This is a genomic window from Paenibacillus taichungensis, assembly GCF_013359905.1.
GTDB lineage: Bacteria > Bacillota > Bacilli > Paenibacillales > Paenibacillaceae > Paenibacillus > Paenibacillus taichungensis.
On record NZ_JABMCC010000105.1, the window covers coordinates 158993 to 183175 of the forward strand.

21 protein-coding genes, 1 tRNA gene and 1 riboswitch are annotated in these 24183 nt (G+C 46.5%); of the genes, 4 read left to right on the top strand and 18 right to left on the bottom strand.

Annotated elements, in window-relative coordinates; translation table 11 throughout:
- Positions 1-47: 47 nt before the first annotated feature.
- The 3 genes from HP548_RS10340 to HP548_RS10350 all read right to left on the bottom strand — a co-directional run bounded on the left by HP548_RS10340 (position 48) and on the right by HP548_RS10350 (position 6970).
- Positions 48-2258: a helix-turn-helix domain-containing protein gene (locus tag HP548_RS10340; protein WP_175381604.1), complete on the bottom strand. Its 2211-nt coding sequence runs from the start codon at positions 2256-2258 to the stop codon at positions 48-50.
- 368 nt (positions 2259-2626) lie between these two features.
- Positions 2627-6556, bottom strand: coding sequence for a X2-like carbohydrate binding domain-containing protein (locus HP548_RS10345; protein ID WP_175381605.1), 3930 nt, complete (start codon positions 6554-6556; stop codon positions 2627-2629).
- Between the two features lie 330 nt (positions 6557-6886).
- Positions 6887-6970: transfer RNA gene (locus tag HP548_RS10350), tRNA-Leu, on the bottom strand.
- A gap of 424 nt (positions 6971-7394) precedes the next feature.
- Positions 7395-7526, top strand: a riboswitch (cyclic di-AMP (ydaO/yuaA leader).
- A gap of 5 nt (positions 7527-7531) precedes the next feature.
- Between HP548_RS10350 and HP548_RS10355 the strand changes: the two genes are divergently transcribed.
- A complete protein-coding gene (locus HP548_RS10355) occupies positions 7532-7996 on the top strand; it encodes a C40 family peptidase (protein ID WP_076289380.1) in 465 nt (154 codons plus the stop codon).
- Between the two features lie 115 nt (positions 7997-8111).
- Here the strand turns inward: HP548_RS10355 and HP548_RS10360 are convergent, their stop codons facing one another.
- From HP548_RS10360 to HP548_RS10375, 4 genes are all read right to left on the bottom strand, one after another.
- Positions 8112-8441 carry a carboxymuconolactone decarboxylase family protein gene (locus tag HP548_RS10360; RefSeq protein ID WP_062322073.1) on the bottom strand — a complete coding sequence of 110 codons (330 nt, stop codon included), beginning with the start codon at positions 8439-8441 and terminating at the stop codon, positions 8112-8114.
- 117 nt (positions 8442-8558) lie between these two features.
- The gene (locus tag HP548_RS10365; RefSeq protein ID WP_076289379.1) at positions 8559-8777 is read right to left on the bottom strand and encodes a hypothetical protein; all 219 of its coding nucleotides are present in this window, start codon (positions 8775-8777) and stop codon (positions 8559-8561) included.
- 122 nt (positions 8778-8899) lie between these two features.
- Positions 8900-9229, bottom strand: a complete 330-nt coding sequence (locus HP548_RS10370) for a hypothetical protein (RefSeq protein WP_024629266.1) — start codon at positions 9227-9229, stop codon at positions 8900-8902.
- A 98-nt stretch (positions 9230-9327) separates the two neighbouring features.
- A complete protein-coding gene (locus HP548_RS10375; RefSeq protein WP_063564778.1) occupies positions 9328-9909 on the bottom strand; it encodes a xanthine phosphoribosyltransferase in 582 nt (193 codons plus the stop codon).
- 205 nt (positions 9910-10114) lie between these two features.
- Between HP548_RS10375 and HP548_RS10380 the strand changes: the two genes are divergently transcribed.
- The gene (locus HP548_RS10380) at positions 10115-11173 is read left to right on the top strand and encodes a YkvI family membrane protein (protein ID WP_076289378.1); all 1059 of its coding nucleotides are present in this window, start codon (positions 10115-10117) and stop codon (positions 11171-11173) included.
- Positions 11174-11262: 89 nt separating this feature from the next.
- Here HP548_RS10380 and HP548_RS10385 read toward each other — a convergent pair whose 3' ends face one another.
- From HP548_RS10385 to HP548_RS10410, 6 genes are all read right to left on the bottom strand, one after another.
- Entirely contained in the window at positions 11263-12393 is a 1131-nt protein-coding gene (locus tag HP548_RS10385; RefSeq protein ID WP_076289377.1) for a glycosyltransferase family 4 protein, read from the bottom strand.
- 441 nt (positions 12394-12834) lie between these two features.
- Positions 12835-13389: a GNAT family N-acetyltransferase gene (locus HP548_RS10390; RefSeq protein WP_076289376.1), complete on the bottom strand. Its 555-nt coding sequence runs from the start codon at positions 13387-13389 to the stop codon at positions 12835-12837.
- Between the two features lie 101 nt (positions 13390-13490).
- Entirely contained in the window at positions 13491-14546 is a 1056-nt protein-coding gene (locus HP548_RS10395; protein ID WP_175381606.1) for a hypothetical protein, read from the bottom strand.
- Positions 14547-14645: 99 nt separating this feature from the next.
- Positions 14646-15449 (bottom strand): Cof-type HAD-IIB family hydrolase, encoded by an 804-nt coding sequence (locus tag HP548_RS10400; protein ID WP_099853719.1) that lies wholly within the window; start codon positions 15447-15449, stop codon positions 14646-14648.
- A 347-nt stretch (positions 15450-15796) separates the two neighbouring features.
- Positions 15797-16543, bottom strand: coding sequence for a pseudouridine synthase (locus HP548_RS10405; RefSeq protein WP_099853528.1), 747 nt, complete (start codon positions 16541-16543; stop codon positions 15797-15799).
- A complete protein-coding gene (locus HP548_RS10410; protein ID WP_175381607.1) occupies positions 16540-18228 on the bottom strand; it encodes an RsmB/NOP family class I SAM-dependent RNA methyltransferase in 1689 nt (562 codons plus the stop codon). The genes HP548_RS10405 and HP548_RS10410 overlap by 4 nt, the downstream gene beginning before the upstream one ends.
- A gap of 221 nt (positions 18229-18449) precedes the next feature.
- Here HP548_RS10410 and HP548_RS10415 point away from each other — a divergent pair, with 221 nt between their 5' ends.
- The gene (locus HP548_RS10415) at positions 18450-18998 is read left to right on the top strand and encodes a thioredoxin family protein (RefSeq protein WP_099853532.1); all 549 of its coding nucleotides are present in this window, start codon (positions 18450-18452) and stop codon (positions 18996-18998) included.
- A gap of 212 nt (positions 18999-19210) precedes the next feature.
- On the opposite strand, the gene HP548_RS10420 is transcribed toward HP548_RS10415, so the two are convergent.
- The 3 genes from HP548_RS10420 to HP548_RS10430 all read right to left on the bottom strand — a co-directional run bounded on the left by HP548_RS10420 (position 19211) and on the right by HP548_RS10430 (position 21740).
- Complete coding sequence (locus tag HP548_RS10420; RefSeq protein ID WP_175381608.1) at positions 19211-19705, bottom strand: DUF309 domain-containing protein; 495 nt, start codon at positions 19703-19705, stop codon at positions 19211-19213.
- Positions 19692-20507, bottom strand: a complete 816-nt coding sequence (locus HP548_RS10425) for a GTP pyrophosphokinase (RefSeq protein WP_053783647.1) — start codon at positions 20505-20507, stop codon at positions 19692-19694. Before HP548_RS10425 ends, HP548_RS10420 begins: the two co-directional genes overlap by 14 nt.
- A 135-nt stretch (positions 20508-20642) precedes the next feature.
- Positions 20643-21740 (bottom strand): quinone-dependent dihydroorotate dehydrogenase, encoded by a 1098-nt coding sequence (locus tag HP548_RS10430; RefSeq protein ID WP_175381654.1) that lies wholly within the window; start codon positions 21738-21740, stop codon positions 20643-20645.
- 255 nt (positions 21741-21995) lie between these two features.
- On the opposite strand from HP548_RS10430, the gene HP548_RS10435 reads away from it, so the two are divergent.
- Positions 21996-22133, top strand: coding sequence for a hypothetical protein (locus HP548_RS10435; RefSeq protein ID WP_162842436.1), 138 nt, complete (start codon positions 21996-21998; stop codon positions 22131-22133).
- An 86-nt stretch (positions 22134-22219) separates the two neighbouring features.
- Here HP548_RS10435 and HP548_RS10440 read toward each other — a convergent pair whose 3' ends face one another.
- Positions 22220-23659, bottom strand: a complete 1440-nt coding sequence (locus tag HP548_RS10440; protein ID WP_076292027.1) for a L,D-transpeptidase family protein — start codon at positions 23657-23659, stop codon at positions 22220-22222.
- A 171-nt stretch (positions 23660-23830) separates the two neighbouring features.
- Positions 23831-24073, bottom strand: a complete 243-nt coding sequence (locus tag HP548_RS10445) for a ferredoxin (RefSeq protein ID WP_053783645.1) — start codon at positions 24071-24073, stop codon at positions 23831-23833.
- Positions 24074-24183: the final 110 nt, after the last annotated feature.

A 24183-nucleotide genomic window follows, 5' to 3' on the forward strand; every position in this document is an offset into this window, starting at 1 on the left:
GTATTGTCCGGAACACGGACAACACAGCCTGTAGGTCTTCCTTTCATTTAATCGTCAACCGATTGTCTATACACACTGGGCGAAACGCCATTCAATCGCTTGAAGGCCCTCCTGAAGGAGTGAGAACTATTATAACCTACCCGTGACGCAATCTCATCCACTGTATAATTGCTCTCTTTTAACAAAATCACAGCCTGATCCATTCGGACTTTGATCAGGTGGTCGGAGAAATTAACACCCGTAAACTCTTTGAATAATTGAGAGATGTATTTCTCGGGGCGCTCCACATGCTCTGCCACCCGATACAGAGTCAGCTCTGTGTCTGAATACATTTTCGCAGTATATTCCTTAATCTGTTTGATGATTTGAATATGGGCATCCTTCTTCTTGTTTGCAATAACGGAGCACAGTTCTTCCATGATCTCATAAAACTCAGCTTTGATCGTTTCGAGCGGCTCCGAGGAACCAATATCAATGACCCGCCGTTTCACATTCTCAATGGAGGCATATTCCGTAAATGCCTTTTGGTCCAGCAACTTGAGAAAAGTCCCCTTCATTTCTCCAACAAGTTGATGCTTCATTTCCATGGACAACTCCCGCTGCTCCATGTTCTGCACAATGATTGCATCGACAATCCGTTTGGCCTCCTCAAGTTCACCTGCACGGATCGTGCCAATCAGTCGCTGTTCCGAATCCAGCGGGTAATAGTACGTTGTATTTTCGGTTTGGGCTTCATTGTTCCACATCAAGCCTTTTTTGTTCATGTAGACTGCATACTCCAGCGCCTGATTGGCCTGATCAAAGGAAAGGCTAACCTCTGTCAACGATGTGAAGAGATTTCCGAATCCTGACTGAATGGTGATCCTGTATTCATTGAACACATACTGTGCCAGATTCTCCATGATGTGCGTGATATCTTCCTTTTCACGATCCTTTTCGGAGTCGGTTTCTTTGGAAAAGAACAGGATGACCACTTTATCCGAGCCCATATCGGTCATCAGGACATCCACGTCCAGTTCAGCCAAAGCCTGCTTCAACAGTAGTCGGGAGGCATTCAGTTCATTCAGGATATCAACACTATCCATACTGGCATAACCCTTAATCTGGACAATTCCTGCATATCCCGTGCCTTGATACAAATTAATATCTGCCTGTTCGGCGGCGGAAAGAATCTCATCCCGCGATTTGAATTCCCCGGAGATCAACCGCTTCAGGAAGGCGTCCCTGACCAGTGGGAGCTGGCGATTTAATTCGGATTCAAGCAGCTTATTCTTGGTAAGCATATCAGCGATATTTCCACTCAAAAAGTCAAATTCATTTTTGGGAGCCGATTCATCCTTCCCAAACTGCTCTTTCATTACACTTAACAGTCGATTGATTGGAACGCTGTTGCGATAAGCCAGCACAAGTCCAACAATCAGTCCGATGAGCAGTGTGCCGCCTGTAATCAGCATCGTCATCCCCTTGATCCTGTTTGCATTCTCCATCAGGACATGACGGGGAATGCCCGCTTGATATACCCATCCGTTCTTATCAGATCTTGTAGTGATCACAAGATCATCTCCATAGAACTGGCTGACTCTACTTGGATCAAAATGAGAGTCAGTGGCCATTTTCACCATCTCGGGCTCGGAGCTCCCTTGCAGCGCAATGGTATTTCCCTCCGCATCGCTGATATGAACCCAGCCGCCGTATCGGTCATTCAGGCTGGACAACAGACTAAGAATCATTTTCTCGTCAATGATTACAACGGCGACAGCCGGTGAAGAATCATTGAAGCTGTCCAGAGGCAATGACTGCATATATGTGATTACGGAAGTCTGCTTCCCCCTACTGACATAGGAACTAAGCGGTTTAATCTCACTCCGATGGGTCTTCCCCAACACGTCCTTCATCCATTCTTCTAACGAAAGATCGTTATAACGAAAATCAGCGTAATAGTGATTTGGTCTGTAAGAAGAACCCGGGGTCAAAATTAGATTGTAATTCGCAAGATAAATATAATAATTTTGCAGAAAATCATTGGTCTGTCCAAAGGTCAACACATTCTCCATCGTTCTCCATATCCCATATACGTTGGTTTCGTTGTCCCTTTCATTCATAAGAACGTTCAATTCCTGATTGACCGCAAGCTGTCGGGTGAAGCCCTCCACTTCCGCCATGCGGCCCTCCAATATTTCCTGGCTTTTCTGAAGTTGGGTAACACTATTTTCAATCGAAATGGACTGTGTTACGGAGATGGACGTCAGATAAGACATATAACCGCCAATGCTGGGTATCACCAAAATGATCACGTAGGAAATTAAAAATTTACGAAAAACATTGGAATATTTAATGGGTAACCCTCCTCCCCCTCCTTGAGGTATTGGTAGCGTTATCAAAGATAATAATATTTTCCGGGTTAGTCAATTGTTTTATCTCATTATTCAATCATGTTTCATTCGGGAATGAATAAAAGGCAACGATCAAAAGACGATTATCATTGCTTTTTTTAACATTTCCGAAGTTCTTTGGTTTGAGATGATGTGCGTCTCCAATAGTGATTTTTGTATAGTAAGCCTCCTTTTCCATAACTCCTTAACGTTCAGAAAAAAGGGGCCGAGATGGCCCCCATTCCTAGTTCACATCATTTCTTCTTCGGTTCTTCCACCTCTGATCGGGCTTTTACAACCTGATCGACGGATGCTGCTTCAACATCGCCAAAGGCCCAGTGTGTGGAAGGAACGTCCTTCCACTGTGGCTGCGAAACGTTCGTGAGCGGTGCTCTGCCCAAAGCTCTGTTGATTGCTACAACGGCTTCCGCTCTTGTCAGTAAAGCATTCGGTCGAAAAGTTCCATCTTTATAGCCTCTCAGAATGCCTGCGCTTTGCGCTTTCAAAATGGCTTCCTTGGCCCAGTGACTACCGATATCCGAGAATCCATCGCCTGAATTCTCAGAAGCCGGACCAAGAAGGGACACAAGAGTGGCCATCTCCGCACGAGTCAATGACTGATTTGGCTTAAACGTGCCATCCTTGTAGCCATTCATCAGCCCCATCTTGCTTACCTTAGCAATGGCGTCGGCTCCCCAATATTCAGATTTAACGTCACTGAATGCAACAGCAGATCCCGTGGCTTCTTTCTCAGATACCAATGCGAGTATGGTTGCCATCTCTGCACGGGTGAGCTTGTTATCTGGCTTGAACAAACCGCCCGGATATCCTTGAATATACGCCTTGTACGGAATATCCTGACCATCATCCGTTCCTGTTGTCCCGTCAGTAGTTCCGGATTCAGGAGTTGGCGCTGGCACAGAAGGGTCTGAAGGCTGGACGACTGGAGTCGATGGTCCGCCTGGATTGGATGGACCACCTGGATTCGACGGATTGGACGGATTCGTTGGTTCTCCGTTTCCGTTTCCAGTAGGGACAGTAAATTTCAGTTGATCGGCCAGCATAAGATCACCGGATTTCTTCACAACTTTGAGTGTATGCTGACCTTTTGCCAGTCCTGAGATGCTGTAAATCTCCTGCATCATTTGGCGACTCGGACTGTATGCGTTCACGGTTCGCTTCAGTTGTCCGTCGACATAAATATCTACTTCTCCCTGCTCCGGTCCAGTAGGTGTAATCAAGCTTATTCCGGTACCCTTGAAGGTGTACTCGAAGAAATCTCCATCCGCCGTCGTAGAATGTACGTCATTGAGATAATCACCGCCGAAGGAGAAACTGAGATTTAACGTTCCCACAGGCTGGGCAGCAAGATATGTTTTGCTCAGTGTAACGCGGTCGCCATTAACCGTATAATCAGTCCCTCGTGTCAGTTCATTGGAGCCGTTGGTAATGCCCTTAAAGCTTCCCGCCTGGATCAGCAGCGTGACATCAATGTCAGCCTGAGCAGAAGCTAATTTGTCAAAGCTCGCATTCACCGGATTAATCATATTCGGGAGCTCAACCTTGAGCATATCAAGCAGCATAAATCTACCCGATTTCTTGACGGCCTTCAACGTGTGCTGCCCATCAGGCAAGCCCGATATGCTGTATAGATTCTGCTGTGCCAATCTTCCGTTGCGATACGCACTGACCGTTTCCTTGAATTGACCATCCACATAGATATCCATATCTCCCTGTGACTGGTCTACCTCCGTGAACAGTTGGATCCCTGTTCCTCTGAAGGTATATTCAAAAGAATCACCATTCGTCTCGGTATACTGTACATCATCCTTATAGTCGCCCATGCCTCTACCAGTACTGCGGGACCATGAGCCATTGTATTTAATTGCCGGATCGTCGTTATTGATCAGGACATAACGAATGCCCGTTGTATCGCTAACTCGAACAGTAAGAGTTTGCGGATCACCAGCACTGAAATTGATAACGAAGTCTGTTGTTCCTACATGCAGTTGGGTGAGATATTCTTTCTTGATGTTCACTTGGTCATCGACCACCGTGTAGTCGTCTTCACTGAGCATTACTCCGTCATTTTCAATGCCAGTTAATGTATTTCCGTTCAATGTGAGCGTGACAGTAATGTCCTTCTGTTGTTCTGTTGCCTTGTCAAAGTCAGCAGAAGCCGGACTAATGGTGCTGTTCTGCTCTCCTGTAGGAATTTCCCTTGTTACTCTAAGCGCATCCAGCAGCATATACTGGCCTGATTTTTTGACGACTTTCAAGGTATGTGAACCGTTAGTCAACCCAGCAGCACTATACAGCACCTGTTGGGCTTCTCGTTCATCATCGGTATAAGCGCTAACCGTTTCAGGCGTTCCATTGTCGAGTGTGACTATCATGTCTCCCAGACCCTTGTCCTTCTCCGTCAGCAAATCAATACCTGTGCCCGTGAAGGTATATTCAAAATAATCGCCGTCATCCTCAGTAAAATGTACATCATCTTTGTAATCTCCGAAACCTCTGCTGCTATTTGGACTCCATGAACCGTTGTACTGAATATGGCTATCATCATCATTAATATAAACCACATCGGTAACAGTAGCCGCATCCATGGAAGCAGCATTTGCTACATTTTCTGTATTCGCGGTTGGGTCAACTCCAGCTTCCAAGTCAGCTCCTTGTTGGGTATTCATATTCGCTGGACCAGTGGTCGAGGAATCCGTAATAGCGATGCTCAGATCCTGTCTGCCATCGATTTGCTCCTTGCCCCCGTTCCGCTTCCAATCTCCACTATAGCGCATGCCCGTATCATCATCATTAACAGCTGATGTACCGCTTAATGCGGTTACCTTAAGCATCCGGGAAGCATGGGGTTCCAGTACGCCGCCACTGAATTCATGATTAAAATTCCCCAGTTCGGAATGGCTCCAGAGATCACGGACCGAAGCCGCACCTTCGAGGCCAATATCACTCCATTTCACTTTGACCTCGGCACTCCGATTGCCCAGATTGAACAGAGCTACATTGTACGTACCATCTCCGTTATTGGCATACCAAACCTGCTGTTTGGTGTCCATGGAAACCGGATGGGCTGGACGACCAGCCTGATTGACCGCAATGACTTCGTCATTCGTCAGCAGTTCCAGCCCATAGCTGTCCAGCCTGGTCAGATCATTACCTGTATAAAGCGGTGCTGAAGAGATTGCCCAGAACGTGGTAGCGGTCTTCCGCTCGTCCCTGGTCAGACCATCCATCGAGCCATTCCCGACATTCAGTGAATCGAAGTCGTTCCAGCCTCCGGGACCTGCATCCCGCCACCAGAGGGCAGCGATGGGGAACAAGCGGGAAATACTCGACCATTCGGTCAATCCCTTACTGCTGTCATAGGCTTCAACATCCCAGTCGATCCTCCAGCCGTTCGCATACTTTTTCCAGAAGTCCACGTAATTGTGGTCAAGCGCCCAGGAAAGCTCAAACCAGATGTTATTTCTGTCCAGGGCTTTGGACCAAGCCTCCACATCACCGCGTGCATCGCGGCTCAGGTTATTAATTCCCGATCCTGGCGTCACACTATCGAATTTGACAAAATTGATACCCCACTCTCCAAGAAGATCCGCGATGGAGTCAATGTACTTCTGTGAGCAAGGGTTCGAAAAATCAATTTTGTACGTGTACGAATCCCAAGCATCCATAACAACGAGCGGTTTTACTGCAATATCTTGCATACGACATGCCCCGCCCGTTCCATACACCTCAAGATTTTTATCATAGGCTGTGATGGATAATCCCGGAATCAGATAGATTCCGATCTTCTGTCCGTTATTATGGACATAATCGATGACCTCCTGAAATCCATTTGGATAAAGAACAGTACTCGGAATAGGACGGCCGTATTCATCTTCGTCACCATTCCAACCAGCATCAATATTAATGTATTCATATCCATGGGCTTGCAGCTTCTCGCGCATGGCATCCGATTGCTTCTTAATACTCTCGGCAGATGTCCAGTTACCCGCCCCGTCATATACTTGCATGCTGTAACTACTCCAACCCATATACGGCTTTTGGGCCAGACTCTTATCTGCTGCTTGTGCCACATTACCTGTCGTTCCCATAATTCCGAACTGCACTGCCGCAATCATGAACACCATGAAACACATTGCCATCCTTTTTCCGATTCGTTTCAAATTATCCCTACCCCCTCTGAATTTGGTCAATCAAATTCCTGTTGATAGCGCTTCCACACGAGAAGAGAATAGTGTATGGTGGATTTCCAGGATAGGTACAATTCGGTATTTTACGTACAATTCACCTGAAATATAGGGGCAAACCGTCGCAGAACAAACATATTTCCATTAATGGATAAATAAACAAATAAAAACTTCACCTTTGCTCAAATTAAGGGAATGGGTTGAAGACAACCAGGATGAGCCATCACTCTAATCCGTAAACAAAGAAAAAAGGTTCCTAGAGTGGCAGTAATGCCATTCTAGGAACCTTTTTCGTATTACATATGATGCGGTCGAGAGGACTCGAACCTCCACGGGGGTTAGCCCACACGGACCTGAACCGTGCGCGTCTGCCAATTCCGCCACGACCGCGTATGTTGTATCTCCGAGAAATTACATCGCGGCGACAAGAAATAATATATCATGTGCAGGTAATTAGTGTCAACAAAAAAAATAATTCCTTATTTAATATGTAAAGCTGTACTCATCCATCATTTCATGCAAAACAAAAAACTAAGGCCAATACAATTGATGATAAAAAACTGTCTAAATGAATTATATGTTGGAAGGCCAGTTCCGTACCAGGCATACCCACCTCCTCTTAAGGTGTTAGGAAGCTGGAATCCTGCATTTGAAACAGTAGTTACTTTTTTGTCATCTATCAAAACTCAACATTCGAGTTATTTCTACATAAATAGCGATAATTCCGTTAACATTGAGATGATAAGAAGTGTTCAAGAACGGTTTGACATTTTCGCATTTATGCAATATAGTTTCAAAAGGTTACAAAAACTTAATTATTCATTTGCCGAGTTTCATGTTTGAAAACGGGGGAACCATTTTGGGTGAATTATTCTTATACATAGGAAATATAGGGAACCTTCTACCGAACCCTTAGCTAACTCCGTAGGCATCGAAGGGAGAACAAAAATTTTGAAAAAGCTTATCATCTCCATTTTTGGAGCAGCAGTATTATTTACATCTGGTGCAGCAAGCACAGAGGCAAGCAGTATTAACACCGTCGTTAACAACATGACAGGCATACCTTACAAATGGGGTGGTACTACACTCGCCGGGTTTGATTGCTCTGGATTTATGAGATATATTTTCAACAAATATAGCATTGAATTACCACGCACTTCCCAGCAACAAGCTAAGGCCGGAACGCCGGTATCCAAAGCTAATCTGCGTACGGGTGACCTGGTATTCTTTAATACGATGGGCAGTGGCATTTCACATACAGGTGTATATATCGGGGGCGGACAGTTCGCTCATGCTTCAAGCAGCAAGGGTGTCAGCATCACTCAATTATCTAATCCTTACTTCAACGATCGTTACGTAACAGCACGCCGGGTAACAGGACAGTTTATGTATAACAAAATGCTGGGCAAAATATAAGTTAACACGAAAAGGCTTCGGTTATAACCGGAGCCTTTTCTTTGTCTATCTTTGTCTACATTAATATTGATTTTCTAGAGGTACACAAGGTCATCATCCGTCTTAACCAAAGCTTTTAATGTAAAGCCTTCTGTACTCTCATTGCACCCTGAGACAACGCATGGCCTCCGCCAACTGCTCCAGCCACAGCAACCGTCTCCATAATCTCTTGATCGGTCGCTCCTTTGGCACGCGCTTCTTCCACATGGTAAAACGTACATACCTCATTGTTTGCAAACAGTCCAATGCCCAGCGCAATCAGCTGTTTGGTCTTGGCATCAATCGCCCCTGCCTGAAAGCACTCTCCAGTGAACTCATGATAAGACTTCACCACAGCTGGCAGCACGTCGCTTAATTCACCAATCTGATCTTTATAGGCATGAACCTTATCATTCATCAGTGTCATGGTTACCGCACATCCTCTCGGCTGATATGTTACAAGCTCTCACTGTACCTATCTTCTCTCCCGAGAGGTGCAATTATGCCAAAACATCCATGGTAAATGAACCTAAAAACGCATGTCCTATTCTTCGAGCGGGCTCTTACGTGGTTCGCTGAACAACTGATACTGATAATTCCGATCAAGCTTAACCACACGACGATTCTGACGGCGAATGAGCACCTGCTCCCCGTCCCAGGCCACTACAATGCCTGTCACATCATTGGACTGAATCTCGTCCCGTACTACCCTTACTTTTTCACCCGATAAACGCAGTGCATCCAATTCTGCATCACTGATCATATTTATGGCGCCTACTTTCCCAAAAAAATTATTTACAAAAAGAGACCTAAATGAAAAGTCATTTAGGTCTCACGTGACTGTATTGGACTGTCATGTCATTCGAAATATGTCCCGACTGAAAGTTACCGCTGCGCGTGCTCTTTGCTGTCGTTCTTCTCAAACCAAAAATCAAGCACTTTGGCGGACATCACACGTTCTTCAAGGTACTCCACTTGATGCGGTGTAAATTGTTCTTTCCAAGAGAAGGACAACTCTTCGCACAAGCCTACAATCGTCAGCAATTCTGACCAAGCAACGTAGCGTTTGTACCAGAAAAATTGAGGATGTTCAATCATATAGGGATAAAGGTCATCGAATTCCGTATGTTTACAATCCAGGGCACGCTCAAAATGTACTTTCGATTCCGCCAGCTTATCAATAAAAAATTGTTCTGTTGCCGGTTGGTTACCCATGGTGTTGCCTCCTCTCCCTAACATAACCCCATTATAAATGAAATCAGCGGTCATGCAAAGGCATTGTTATAAAAATAGGCACTTTTTCCTTTAAAAAGTCACAATTCGTTATCGTCGAATTGTACAGTGCCATCGTTCAGTGAACGAATGCGCACCAACGCTTCAACCGGGATACCCTGCTCACGAATAGTGCGCGCTCCGGCCTGAAAACATTTTTCGACCACGACACCGAATCCGACCAGTTCCGCACCCGAACGTTCGATAATTTTGATGACACCACGAGCGGCATCGCCATTTGCAATGATATCGTCAATAAACAAAATACGGTCATTCTCATGAATATATTCACGGGACACCATAATATCCGTTACGATCCCTTTGGTAAAAGAAGGCACTCTTTCACAGTAAGCGTCGGGGTCAGCCAAAAGTGTTTTTTTGCGCCGGGCAAATACCAGTGGAACACCCAGTTCATGTGCAGCAGCAAAAGCGACCGGAATCCCGGAAGACTCCACTGTAATGACCCGGGTTACACCACTTTCACGAAAACGAGCGGCAAATTCCCGTCCCATTTCCATCGTCAGTGCAGGGTCAATCTGGTGATTCAGCAGACCATCCAGCTTCAGCACCTGATCTGACATGACTACACCTTCTTGTAAAATTCGTTGTTTCAATACTTCCATAATTTGACCTCCCAAGCCTATCCTATGACGTAAAAGTATCATAGATCCGGCTCTCAGTTCAAGCGAAATTGCCTTTGCTCTTGTTCAGAGCATGTTAAATGACCCTTTGCCACACTTCAATTGTCATGACTTTGACGGGTCAAGCATACCTTGTACCATGGCACCCGCATGTCCAAACTATTCAGGGGCCTGAGAGGGGAAACGCATGAAACAGGCATTTCGGGTGCTGCAGATCGCATTTACATACATTGGAACGGTAGTAGGAGCCGGCTTTGCAACAGGGCAAGAGATATTGCAGTTCTTTACCCAGTATGGCAAATGGGCCACCATTACCATTGGCTTATCGACCATGCTCTTTGTCTGGTTAGGTACAAAAATGATGCTGATTGCCCATGATACCGGCTCGCGCTCTTACGAAGATCTCAACAAGCATCTATTCGGTCATAAAGCAGGAAACTGGATTACATGGGTTACCCTTGTGATACTCATTGGAGTAAACAGTGTCATGCTGGCCGGAGCAGGGTCGGTCTTTGTAGAGCATCTGGGACTTCATTATCAGACCGGACTGATTGTTACCCTTATCGGTACTTATCTACTGCTTGGACGGGGTATTCAGGCTATTCTACAAATGAACAGTATCGTGGTGCCTATGATGCTCCTGCTCTCTCTGCTTATGATCACCAGCACCATACATCATCCCGGCGCAAACCGATTTATTACATTAACCACGGACAGCAATCCAATCCAGGTCTGGTTATCTCCTCTTTTGTATACTTCATTCAACCTGGCACTTGCCCAAGCAGTGCTCGTTCCGGTGGGGAATCAGATTCGCAGCCGAAAGGTACTCAAATGGGGCGGCGTTCTGGGCGGGATTGGTGTAGGATTCATGCTTATGGCAGCCCACTTCGCCATGTCAGCCCAGATGCCTGGCATCACACAATTTGAAATTCCAATGGGCAGCATTGCCTTTCAACTTGGATGGGTAGTCCAGTCTATCTATGTATCCCTGATTTTTATGGAAATCTTCAGTACATTTGTAGCCGATATTTATGGAATGACCCTCCAACTCAGACAGCATGTCCACGTACATCCCAAACTAATCATACTGGCCATCATGCTGCTATGTTATTCGCTCAGCCAGTTTGGATTCAGTTCCCTGCTCTCTATCCTTTACCCCATTTTCGGCAGTTTGGCACTAATCTGGGGTGCAAAATTAGTAATGGATCGATGGGGAAGCTTTCGAGGTCGTAACAAACACCTATAACAACGTATTTTTGTTACGAAATATCATTTCCCTAAATATAAAAAAGCCGCTGTTCATACAGCGGCTTCCTTCTTTTCCCTTTCCAGAAGTTAGAACTGGCTCGGAAATTGCAAATACATTTTTTTCAGTTCATTGACCGATCTGCCCAAAGAGTAATGGGTTTTGGCCTTCTCACAGGCCGAACGAGCGAGCTCATAACGGTACGCCGGGTCAACCATCACCTTCTCCAGCGCTTCCGCCAGTGCAGATGGATCTTCTGAAGGCACCAGCAAGCCGTTACTGCCGTTCTCGATCTGCTCTGGTATGCCGCCAACATCTGTACCTACAAGAGCAAGACAGCTAAGCGCTGCTTCCGCGAAAACAGATCCGAATGCCTCCGCCCGCGAAGGAAGTACAAAGATATCAAAAAATGGCATGAATTCCTCCGGGTGCAGCGTGTAACCATAAAAAATAGTCTCATTATAAATGCCCAGCCGCTGGGCTAATTCTTCCAAATCTGGACGGATCGGTCCGTCCCCGATAATATGAAGCACATAATCATGTCCCCGCGCTTTCAACTCGGCACAGGCTTTGAACAGAATATCCAGCCCTTTCGCCGGAACCAGACGGCATACGGTGACCAGCTGTGGTATTGCATTCTCATGGGGAATTGGCTTAAACCTTTTCTCATCAAAACCATTCGGAATCACACCGATAACATCGGGATGCTGTACATGAGGCGCCAGATAACGACGGAAAGAATCCGATACCGTTAACAACCGCTCTGCCTGGTACTCCAGTTCACCATAGATGGCCAGCAGGAATTGATGCTCTGGTCCATTTGGCTCAATGCGTCCATTCAGTATCAGCTCTCGCTCATAACTGGAGTGGATGGTTTGAATGAGAGGAACATCCGGGAAAACCTTCTTCATTGCAAGCCCCGCAATAGGGTGATGGGCATGAATCAGATCGTAAGGCTTCTGAATACGCAGCTTGGTCCACCACAAATAATCCCGGTAGGTTTGCATATATTTTTGCACAACAGGACTATCCTGATACGCAGTCCAATCGAACGTCTCAAACTGGATATCTTCCCTGCCCTTGTTGCGAATTCGCTTAGGCAACGAGAATAGATCCATCTCCCACCTCGGGGTTGTAAACCTCTCTTGCATATACGGAATCATAGAGGATACACCTCCGGGCTGCTCCGGAGGAAAGAAAAGCGCCTGCAGCAATCTCACCGTTAGTTTCCCCCTTTCTAGCATAAATCTTTTCATTACATCTTCAATCATGATATATCAGAACATATGTTCAGTAAAGGTACAAAATGAGATTCCTTATCACTCGCTCATTTACAGCCGAATACTAGAATTCATTTCAATATCAATTGTACCATGTTGCATCTGACGCTGACGACATTACGAATACTGTTAGGTACTGAGGAATTCCACTTGAAGTAATCGCTATCTGACTGCCATTATTCTACTATACGTTATCTTTTTCATCTTGTTTGAGCGAAAGCCCTTACTCCGGAGTCGTATATACAACATATTCAGAAGATGCTCGGCTAAGAAGCGGATGTATGGATTGAAAGTTAAACCTCTTTGCCCACATGCAAATGAAAGCCGGTGAGCAGTGGTAGCTCCCGGCTTTTGAATGCACCCGATATGTTGCATACAGTGTTATACAGACAGATGTGTGACCGCCTTCTCATACGTACTGAAGCCGTCTGTCTCTCCCACAAAAGTATAGTCATTACGCACATAGAATGCGTTCAATGTTGCGTTCTCGGCTCCACAATCCAATCGGACGATATGTTTGTCCTCAAACTGTATCCCGCTGCTGGACCATTGCAAAATCGCCCTTCCCAATCCACTCTGGGCATACTTTCTGCGAATGGCTAATCGGTGCAAATAAAGTGCGCCATCCCCGGCATGCGCTTTGCTTCCCCACAAATGCACATCCCACGCACTTGGCTGGCTCATCAAAATAACCATGCCAGCTACGTCAGAACCCTTTTTAAATACAAATACGTCGCCACGCTGAATAGCCTCCGCCGTATTATGAGAATCCTCACCTTTTAACAACGCATTCCATTGAGAAGACCCCTGGCTCCGCAGCCATTCGGCTGTTTCCATAAGCAGAGACATCACATCCTCCGTGTCTTCCGGCTGAGCCTGCAATGCCTTAAATTCATCATTAATGTAGTCTGTTTTGATACTGAATGAGTGCTTCATGATTCTCCTCCACTTCCAGGTCTCTCTTAAACTAATGGTACTATACCGGGAAATGGCTTTTTCGTCAAAAAGAAAACAAAAAAGGCAAGAGGCTGTGCCTCTTACCCTTCAATCTTCGCTTCATCAATAATTTGATTTCGGTATAACATCGTGAGATGTAATGTATCAAACTCAAGCTCTTTGTCCAGCTCTCGCATCAGAACTTCAACCAAACTCTTTCGCTGAACACTTGTGCCGGGAACCTGATAATCGATATAACCTGACAAATCTGCTTGTGAGGTATCAATCGTTGCTGTTCCTACAGGTAACCCTCCGCGTTCTTGTAGGAACAGTTCATATACCCGAAACTCCCGATCTTTGCGTACCAACATGACATAACAGGCTTCTTCAGCAGCTTCAATCTCTTCGAGATCTTCTTCGGACGCTATCTGATCATCATCCGCAAAATCTCGGTGTACCCATTCCGCAGATTCCAGCTCCTGCCCTTGATGCCACATGCAGATCGTAATCGTATCGATGATTTCTTCATCCAGCTCTCGTACCAGCAGCTCGGCAGCCGCATCCTGATAATTCTCTGCTGGTTCATCATACCAGTGGATCTCACCCTGTACATCTGCACCATATTGTTTCAGAGAGGCTTCGGCCAGTTCCTGTCCATTGGCGTCATTAAATACATAGGTGGAAATGCTGCGTCCGGCGCTTACAAGCTCCATTTCAAGCAGTTGTTCGGGGTCTTCATATGTAAATGATTCGGCTTGTGAGCCAGGAATGACGTGTACTTCATTTACATCAGCTCGACCATTCTGTCCATCGTGATTATACGTATCTTCAGACCGTGACGACTGAATGAACACATCCGTTTGAGACTCTGGCTTCTGTAACACAGAATACAGTGTACCGCAGCTTACAAGCACTTCATATTCAGCAGCACTTACCGCATCCGCGAGAGAACGAATATATTCGTGCACCTGCTCAACTATATACTGTTCTGTCTCGTCAGGTAGCGAATTTTGCTCAATCTGAAGGCTGCCGGATACCCGATCCCCTTCCCTGAACACGAGCAGCAATGAACCCGCATATTGACCGTCCACCATAATATCCAACACTTCGCCGCCTGATGTACGAAGATCAGGAATCAGCTCTACTTTCAGTTCCATGCACCTGTCCTCCTCGGTTCCTAACGTTATTCTATTAGGTTACCCTTGAGAGCGACAGTTTATAAGATACAACGATATTCAGATTTTAAGAGCGAACTATTAGACGGACAACACATATTTTTGGATAGCGTGGGCCACACCCTGATCGTTGTTGGAAAGTGTAACCTCATCCGCAGCAGCCTTAACTTCCTCCGGGGAATTGTCCATCGCCACCCCTTTGCCTGCAAAGGTCAACATGGTGATGTCATTATAATAGTTACCTACCGCCATGATCTCGGAAGGCAGGATTCCTTTTGCTTCGGCCAGTCTTTTTAGAGCTGCACCTTTGGAGGCTTCGGGATGCATCAGATCAATGAAAAAATCACCGCTACGCGTCATATAATATGGAAGATTCCAGGTCGACCACTCCTGCTGCACTGCGTTCATTTGCTCAATCGGTCCAAACGCAGTGAATTTCGCAAGCGGCTCTGTCATATCCGCCCATTGCGGCAGCTTTAATGGCTCTGCCATAAAGTTTTGATACATCTCGCGTACCTGCAACTCCAAACCTTCCGGCTGATCCACATAGAGTCCAAACGCTGTGTTGATATCAAAATGCACACCTTGCGTGCGGCAGTAAGTTATGAAAGGCTCCAGCCCCTGTCCATCCATGGCAAAATGGTGCACCACTTCACGAGTCTGAACCTGGGCAGTTACCGCCCCATTATGTGTAATGACATATCCGTCAAGTCCCATCTGTTCCATAAACGGAATCGTATTGGCAGGACCTCTGCCTGAACACAGGACAATCTCAGCTCCCTGACGGGAAGCACGAATTAAGGTCTCTTGCGTCATTTCGGTAAGTTCATGATGATCATTAAGCAGCGTTCCATCAACATCCAGTGCGATTAATTTAATTGTCATTTGTCTTCATTCCTTATCTGTAAAAGAGTCGCACCCACCCAAACCCTCCCTTCCGAGGGAGGGCCCCAGAGGGCTCTGCCCTCTGGACTCCCGTCTCGTTTACCGGCGGCAGGTAGGAGCTTGCTATGTGACGGTCGGTGTGGGAACGCTTGGTTGCCGGGTCTGCCGCTTAACAGCGGCGGTCCCGCCCAAGCTCAAGCGGGACCATTACGGGCAGGGCTTCGCCTTCTGCCCGGGCTCCCTGCTTCGCTTCGCGAAGGACGTGAGCTGCTGCACCTTTGGTGCGGTGGGCAGGACTTCGCCTCCTGCCCGGGCTCCCTGCTCCGCTTCGCGAAGGACGGGAGCTGTTACTTCCGCAGACGATCTAACTCGTCTGCGGTTAGTTCGCGATAACTGCCAATTTCCAGATTGGCATCCAGCTCCAGGTCACCCATGGCAACACGTTTCAAATAAACCACACGTTTGCCAACAGCCTGGAACATTCTTTTCACCTGGTGGAACTTGCCCTCATGAATGATCAATGAAATGGAAGAAAACACGCCCTCTTCCGTTTCCTCACGATGAAGCACAGTCAGTTCCGCAGGCAACGTCTCATATCCATCATCCAGCTGAATGCCGGCTTTGAATTTTACGATATCTTCTTCATCAACGTTCCCCAGCACACGAGCTTCATACGTCTTGGGCACATGTTTACGCGGGGACAACAGATCATGGGCAAGTGGCCCATCATTAGTAAGAATGAGCAGACCCTCGGTATCTTTGTCGAGTCGTCCCACAGGGAACGGATCGAAGACACGCTCCTCTTTACGCAGCAGATCAATCACCGTTTTATCCCGATTATCTTCGGTTGCCGACACCACGCCAGGTGGTTTGTGCAGCATCAGGTAGATCATTTCCCGATAGACGATCCGCTCTCCATCAGCTTCAATTACGTTTACGTCTGGATTAACCTGCACACCGCTGTCTTTTACCGGCTTCCCGTCCACACGAATTCTGCCCTGCTTGACCATCTTTTTGAGCTCACTTCGGGACCCCACACCCATATGGCTTAATATTTTATCCAGACGCAGCGTTTGTTTTCCTTTTCCACTCATACCGATGTCCACCTCCAGCCTGCTGGATATTCATTTTTCAGTACACCATCCAGCCATTTGCCCCAGCCAGCCGCAAAACCGTCCACACATACCAGCACGAAACCTTTGGCCGCTGTATCTGCTTGACGTTCTACTCGTGCTTCTTCGATGTTCAACGTTTCTCCTTTGAGATACCTTACCGCTTCACCCTCTGCGGAAGATATGTTAACGGATCTCTGGGCCTCAGCTGCATTCAAAGCACATGCAAGCGGATGAGAGGGCACAAATCGCCCATTCTTCACGGTACCCACAAACCACCCTGGTCGAATAACCTTGAGACCTTCCAGACGAGCAGCACCCACAGAAGATTGATACACACGATCACCGTAAAACACGGTTTCTCCAGCAAGCTCGATTCCCAAATTTTCTTGTACAAATTGAGCATACACCGTTCCTGGATCGACATTTGCCTGGTCGGTTCCTCGTCCTTGAGTCCGTTCGTTTTTGCGACCACCACGTTCGTTTCCTTTACCCTGTTTTCCCTGAGCCTTGCCACCACGGGTATGCTTATCATTGCGTTCTCTGGATTCGGTTCTCATTAGACGTTCCCGTTTCCGCTCTTCTTTACTGATTGGTGCGGATGCACGGATAAATGGTTCTACCGATTCATTTGGTTCGATGGAATCTGTGTCCACTGCCTGTCCAATTTGTAAAACGCTGCCCTCTTTTTGATTTCCGTCTTCTTCAGTAAGAGATTCGGAACGATGCTGCAATACAGCAACATAATGACCTTCTCCCTCCAATAAGTGGGGCCACAACCTAGCAGTGCCGCGCGTTTGCTCTAGCACAGATCCCGTCTCTTCTGCTTTTTCGGGCAACATCTGACGCACCCATTCCGGTCGTCCTGGAGCAAATCCAGCACTTCCCGGGATGTCATTCACCACAAAATCAGGATTGATGTTCAGAAATTCCGCTATCATCGCTTCATTTTCCTCTGGTGCAAATGTACATGTGGAATATACGATGGTTCCCCCTGGAGCAAGCAGCTTGGCCGCAGTCTCCAGAATATCGCGCTGCATCAGCACACATTTTTCCACCGAATGATTTTCCCAGGATTTCACCATGTCCTCATCTTTACGGAACATACCCTCACCCGAACAAGGCGCATCGATTAACACTTTATCAAAATAATGAGGAAATGCATTCGCAATCCGTTCCGGTGATTCATTCAATACAACAGCATTGCGTACTCCATACAGTTCCACGTTTTTGGCGAGGGCTTTCGTACGTTCCGCATGGATATCATTCGTAACGAGCACACCTTTCCCCTGAAGCTTGGCAGCAATCTGGGTTGTTTTCCCGCCAGGAGCCGCACATAGATCCAGCACGCGTTCCCCGGGTTTCACATCCAATAATTCAACTGGGGCCATGGCGCTTGGTTCCTGGATATAATACAAACCCGCATGATAATAAGGGTGTAACCCCGGCTTAACTCCATGAGGCACATAAAAACCCGTTCCGCACCACGGAATGGGTCGCATATCAAATGGAGCAATTTCCTTGAATTGTTCCAGCGATATTTTTAACGTATTCACTCTCAGCCCCGCATGTGGCGACTGCTCATAAGATTTCATAAATTGTTCAAATTCATCGCCTAACAAGCTTTTCATCCGCTCGGCAAATATCGAAGGCAGCTGTACAGCCATAATCCCACTCATCCTGTCTTGTTAAAATTGCATATAGTTCTATGTTATCATATCCGGGCAATGCTTTCCTATTGCTTCATACATATTCCACTACAGCGTGTAATGTAGTATAATGGCAAGTAGATTGATTGATGTGCAAAAATTCGGGTGTTTATGCATATTATCCCATCCCGTATTTTTGCCAAAACTATATTTCGATATGATCGATGGGGGATGTCTTAATGAAATCCAAGAAGAAAAAGAAAAGCGCTGCGATCCTTATTTTCCTGGGTATTTTCGTCGTTTTGATTGCAGCACTTGTCCTGGTGAACCAGCAATCCAAGAAACAAATGGACGCTGTGGGGAATGCTTATGGCATCGCCGCCTCCAAGCTTAATCCTGCAACACGCGAACTGCTGAACGATCCGAACTACCAACAAATTATTTTGCCTGACGATCTGAAAGCTAGAATTGATAACAAAGACAGCTTCTTTGTCTATTTCTTTGCCTCCGACTGCTCACACTGCCGTGCGACAACACCTCAGTTGATGCCACTGGTCGATGAGGAAGGGATTCAACTGCCACAGTTCAATCTGCGCGAATTCGATTCCGGTTGGACCGATTATAACATTGAGTACACACCAACTCTGGTATATTATCAGGATGGTATTGAGAAAGACCGCATGGTTGGCGGGCTGCAGGAAAATGGCAGTGACAACGGTTATACCCTGGATGACTACAAGCAATTTTTCGAAAAATATAAAGGCAGTACCACTCCATCAGCAAGCTAATCGTATAACTCTTCGTGGTTGCGATGGACCCGCATGGATCATATTGTCCTTTGTATGGACAAGCTCTGGAATCATTCCAAACTTTAATGATGTCCTTTAATATTGAACACCCCGGCCAATTCCTCTATAGGAACTGCCGGGGTGTTTTTTTTAATATCATATGTCTGAAAATATGTTAATGATGAAATGAATGATGTCTTTACATTACAAGCTTACTCGCTCTGCAAGTTCTGCTCTTGCTGCAAGGCTTTCATCTTCTCTTCATAGATTCGTCCACGTGTAGGACTTCGGCGTTGGGGAATATTAGGCTTCAGTTCAAGAGCTCGTTCTCGAACTTCCTGCACCAGCACCTCATCCTGAATCTGAATATGCAAGTCTCTGTAAGGAAAATTCTGCGGCTCAGGACCGGAAAGTCCATGAACCAGCTCCTGTACTTCCTGCACCAACGACCCAAGGGCAATGCCTCGCGAAGTTTCCGGATATGACTTTAACAGATCTACCGAACTCTGTAACATCATGCGTCCTCCGCGAAGGTTATCATTCCTGAAATGATACAGCCCCACTGCAATCTGCAGCAATCCTTTGTACAGAGAATCCCGATCCCGTTCAAGCCATAGTTCTTCCAATACCTCATGGCATTCAAAGTAGTCCTGATCCCGGTTGAAGTAGATCAGATAGTCCACATACAGCGGCTCATAGCTGCTCATCCGGGTTTTCGCCCTTTCTAGCCGCATTCAGAAGTGCTTTCACATCATCCAGAAGGTCTTTTAACCCTTCCATATCATGACGCTCCCAGCAGTCATTGAAGCGCTTTTGTGCCTCTATTGCTTCGTTCACGAGGTGGTAGAAGTACAATTGATGTATGATGTTCAGCGTTCTTGATACAATATTGGAGTCATCTTCAAAGGCCTTTTGCGCCTCCAGAATTTGCAGACGGATCGCCGACATCTCATTATCGAGTACAAAAGCGGCTTCGGCCGTCTTTTTCAATCTTGCACGCATATCATCCGGTAGACTCTCCCGAAACTTGTAACTTAGGGAGTGCTCGATCGTGGCCCAGAAGTTCATCGCCAGCGTCCGAATCTGAATCTCGGCCAGCACATTTTTCTGCCCTAGAGCCGTCTGAACAGGATACTCAATAATCATATGGAAACTGCGGTAGCCGCTCTCTTTGAAATTGGTGATATAATCTTTCTCGATTAATACCGTCAAATCCTTACGACCACGAATATACTCGGCTACCCGCCGAATATCATCCACAAACTGGCACATAATGCGGATACCTGCAATATCCTCAATGCCTGTTTCCACCTGATCAAGCGGCACATTCAGGCGTCTGGATTTCTCCAGAATGCTGGATATTTTTTTGACACGACCGGTAACGAATTCGATCGGGGCGTATTCTTCCCTTTTCTTAAGCTCCGCCCGCATCGTTTTAAACTTAACTTTCAATTCCTCTACCGCTTGTTCATAAGGAAGTAAAAATGTACCCCAGTCTCTACCGTCCATGCTTATGCCTCCTGTCTCTATAGCTTCCCCTGTTCTTATCCATTATACATGATGTTAAGCGGGGGGAAGAGTTCCGTACGACATTACCCTCTTCCACGCTTCTAATTTTCAACCCGGGGAACTCTGAAACATTGCTTAACGATGCTCTGCACCGACAGCTTCCGAAATATGACTATAACCGTCTTTGCGCAGCAATTCACGCAGTCCGGCATGAATGCGCCGGTTCACTTCAGGTCCTTCATAGATCAATGCCGTATATATTTCCACCAGGCTGGCACCTGCTTTAATCTTTTCGTAAGCATCTTCGCTTGTGAAAATGCCCCCCGATCCGATGATTGGCAGTTTGCCTTCTGTCTGGCGATAGATTTGGCGAATGATTTCTGTGGAACGATCACGCAGCGGCTTGCCACTTAGTCCACCTGTCTCTTTGGCATGCTGATGAGACAGGCCCTCTCGGCTGATCGTTGTATTCGTTGCAATGATACCGGCAACTCCACTATCTGCAATGGTACTCACCATATATTCGAGCTCCTGGTCATTCACATCAGGTGCGATTTTGACCAGTACCGATTTAACGGAACCGCCTGCTCTCTTGCGTTGCGTCTCCATCTCATTCATCACAGCGGCAAGCAATTCTTTCAGTTCATTCCCATGTTGCAGATTACGCAAATCCGGTGTATTTGGTGAACTAATATTGACCACAAACAGGTCCGCATAATCGTATAGCGCCCGAATGCATTTCGCATAATCCAAATGCGCTTCTTCATTCGATGTCGCCTTATTTTTACCTATATTTACGGCCACTGGAATACGACGCTCCGAGAGGCGTGCCAATTCACCCGCCATCGCTTCGGCGCCAAGGTTATTGAAGCCCATCCGGTTCACCAATGCCTCATCGGGAGGCAAGCGGAATAACCTTGGCTGGTCGTTACCTGGCTGTGCAAGCGGTGTGACTGTACCCACTTCCATGAAGCCAAACCCGATGGAAGAAAAGCCCGTTACAGCCTGTCCGTTTTTGTCCAAACCAGCCGCAAGTCCTACAGGTGTAGGGAAATGACAGCCGAACATATCCACAGCCAGATCCGATGTTTCACGCACACCATACATGACACGCAAACCGGAAGGAACCGGGCGAATACTCCCCATTCCACTAAGGCCGCCGATAATTAGATGATGGGCCTGCTCAGGGTCCATTTTGAACAACAAGGGTTTAGCAAGACTTCTGTATAACAAATCACTCACTCCGTTCTGGTCCGGTACGCTGAAAAAATGCTTTCCGTCTTTTTCATATGTAAAAAAACACTCTATACACAAGTCTATCCGTTTCTTCTTCAAAAGGAAAGTAGTTTGAGCATAGACAGAAGGATTCGTAATATGCAAAATGCTCACAAGAAATCCACCCGCCTACTGGAAATGGCGAGTTGAATTCTTTACAATGGGAGCATGGCTACATCTATATAGCCTTATTCCATGAAGGAGGAACAGCCCATGGCTCCCAAACGCAAACCACCTACTTTGCAGCAAAAGAAAGATGAGGTCAACCGGAAAGCCATTATCTGGACCGCAGCCAGCGTCGGTGGACTGATCATTATCATTGGTGCGCTTATTATTATCGCCAACCTGTAAATGCTTCAACCTACTGTTTCTGCATCTACATACCAATCCAGCATGGATTTTACGTTTTCTTCGGTCTGAATCACTTGGTTTATCGTTTAATTCAACCAATGATACGTCTTATTCGGATTATTTTGCTTGGGAACAAGTGTGTACCGGTAGCGATCCTTCGCTTCTGGAACCATAGCTGTCTCTGGCAGCAGATCTTTCCCGATGCGTACCGGAGTTCCCTGAGGAGCAAGAGCAAATAGCTCTTCCACATCTTCAGTACTCATTCTCACACATCCAAGGGATTCATCCAGCCCGATACTGTTTGGCTCGTTGGTCCCATGGATGGCATAATTCGTGTCCGATAGCTGCATGCCCCTACTTCCAAATTCGCCATTGGAGCGACCATTGGGATTTACAACTTTGTCTGAAATGACAAACGAACCCTCTGGAGTACGATCTCCCCCAAGCCCTACCTCGTAATTCCGAATAATGGTGTCGCCACTAATCAGTGCAAGCTTATGTCTGCTCTTGTCCACGATAATCTCAAGCCGATCCTGCAAAAAAGGCTTTCCGCCTAACGTATCCACAAACGCAGCGTTTTTGCCTTGTTGCGAATCTGAACCTTCACGTTTTCCCTCGGCTGTGTTTTTTCCTTTACCCATTTGTCCTTTTTGATGCATGGCTAGTAGTGCCGGAAACATCCGGGTCATGCCAGGTGCAGTCTCGCCCAGAATATTATTTGGAAATGGCTGGGCAAGTTGCGCAACACTTTTCGGCCAGTTTCCGTTTCGTTTCTTATATGTAATCATTGCACTCGACAGAGCTGCAGCGGATTCCTGTTTGGCTGTCCAGGCTTGCGCCAGACGCTTGATCTCCGGTGATACTTCCGGCGGTTCACAGTTACACTGTTTGGCATCATAACTCTGTGCCGTTAATTTGCCACTGCTGTTCGTCTGAACGATATATTTCACCGCCATATTTCGCTTCCATAATGTCCAGTTACCTGCGACCTGCATTCCAAGCACAGCCGATGTCTGCACTTTCGCAACAGAACCCGACCATGCAGCTGCAAGTGCAGCCTCCCCCTGGTTGCCTCCACCGAATGCTCCAGCTGTAAACACATTGGAGTTCACAACAAGAGCCAAATCTTCCTTCGGGTTATTACCTGATTCGTTATCCATGGAATCGTCCGTCGATTCCAAAGCAGAAGCCAACGCCTCGGCTGCATCACGATTGAAACCAGGAGCATCCGCAGGTGGTAATCCTGCCAGTACAAGCAGCATCAGCAGGGTAAGCCACATCTTGCGAACACGATGTTTTTTCTCTTTTTGCTCAGCCATCTCAACCAGCTTCTCCTGATAATCCACCCATATATCTGCCGGTGCCTTGCTTCGCTCGAAAGCCTCGTAGACTTCACCCGCCTGTTGAAAACAATAGTTCGCCTTGGCTTCCTGCCCTTCACCCAAATATTCCTTACCGAGTAAATACCAGGCCATTTTATTATCAGGATGTTTCTTTACATATGTTCGTAGGTGAGTATTTTGCATCCGATCCTCCATCATTTCGCCTTTTTCCGTTTATATATATATCGGCAAATGATGACAAGAAATCCATAGGACTTGAGTACCCGGATGTAAGCCTCTACATTCGACAAAAAAAGCACATTCCACTGTCCCAAAGACAGAAGAATGTGCTTTTGTATGTTCATATGAAAGAAATTAACCTTCTTTGTTGAAAGGTTCATCTGCAACTTTAATGGAGTCCGTAGGGCAGCCGTCACAAGCATCCTGCATGTCGTCGAACAAGTCATCCGGAATTGCTTTGATCCCTTGGTTAGCATCTCCATCGAAGATTACTTCTGCCAAACCTTCATCATCATAATCATAAATGTCTGGCGCCGTTGCTCCGCATGCTCCGCACGCAATACATGTATCTTTTTCTACCCAAGTAAATTTACTCATTACCAATCTCTCCTCCTATTATTCAAAAACGTACAGTATTTTTATCTAGAAACATATTAATACAAAGTAAGAGTTATTACAAATAATTTTAACAGCCTCAAGACTTCATT

Coding starts and splice junctions, on each gene's coding strand:
- HP548_RS10340 (WP_175381604.1), bottom strand. CDS start 2,258: ATGTCTTATCTGACGTCCATCTCCGTAACACAGTCCATTTCGATTGAA.
- HP548_RS10360 (WP_062322073.1), bottom strand. CDS start 8,441: ATGACACTGATGAATGATAAGGTTCATGCCTATAAAGATCAGATTGGT.
- HP548_RS10365 (WP_076289379.1), bottom strand. CDS start 8,777: ATGATCAGTGATGCAGAATTGGATGCACTGCGTTTATCGGGTGAAAAA.
- HP548_RS10370 (WP_024629266.1), bottom strand. CDS start 9,229: ATGGGTAACCAACCGGCAACAGAACAATTTTTTATTGATAAGCTGGCG.
- HP548_RS10375 (WP_063564778.1), bottom strand. CDS start 9,909: ATGGAAGTATTGAAACAACGAATTTTACAAGAAGGTGTAGTCATGTCA.
- HP548_RS10380 (WP_076289378.1), top strand. CDS start 10,115: ATGAAACAGGCATTTCGGGTGCTGCAGATCGCATTTACATACATTGGA.
- HP548_RS10390 (WP_076289376.1), bottom strand. CDS start 13,389: ATGAAGCACTCATTCAGTATCAAAACAGACTACATTAATGATGAATTT.
- HP548_RS10395 (WP_175381606.1), bottom strand. CDS start 14,546: ATGGAACTGAAAGTAGAGCTGATTCCTGATCTTCGTACATCAGGCGGC.
- HP548_RS10400 (WP_099853719.1), bottom strand. CDS start 15,449: ATGACAATTAAATTAATCGCACTGGATGTTGATGGAACGCTGCTTAAT.
- HP548_RS10405 (WP_099853528.1), bottom strand. CDS start 16,543: ATGAGTGGAAAAGGAAAACAAACGCTGCGTCTGGATAAAATATTAAGC.
- HP548_RS10410 (WP_175381607.1), bottom strand. CDS start 18,228: ATGGCTGTACAGCTGCCTTCGATATTTGCCGAGCGGATGAAAAGCTTG.
- HP548_RS10415 (WP_099853532.1), top strand. CDS start 18,450: ATGAAATCCAAGAAGAAAAAGAAAAGCGCTGCGATCCTTATTTTCCTG.
- HP548_RS10420 (WP_175381608.1), bottom strand. CDS start 19,705: ATGAGCAGCTATGAGCCGCTGTATGTGGACTATCTGATCTACTTCAAC.
- HP548_RS10425 (WP_053783647.1), bottom strand. CDS start 20,507: ATGGACGGTAGAGACTGGGGTACATTTTTACTTCCTTATGAACAAGCG.
- HP548_RS10435 (WP_162842436.1), top strand. CDS start 21,996: ATGGCTCCCAAACGCAAACCACCTACTTTGCAGCAAAAGAAAGATGAG.
- HP548_RS10440 (WP_076292027.1), bottom strand. CDS start 23,659: ATGCAAAATACTCACCTACGAACATATGTAAAGAAACATCCTGATAAT.
- HP548_RS10445 (WP_053783645.1), bottom strand. CDS start 24,073: ATGAGTAAATTTACTTGGGTAGAAAAAGATACATGTATTGCGTGCGGA.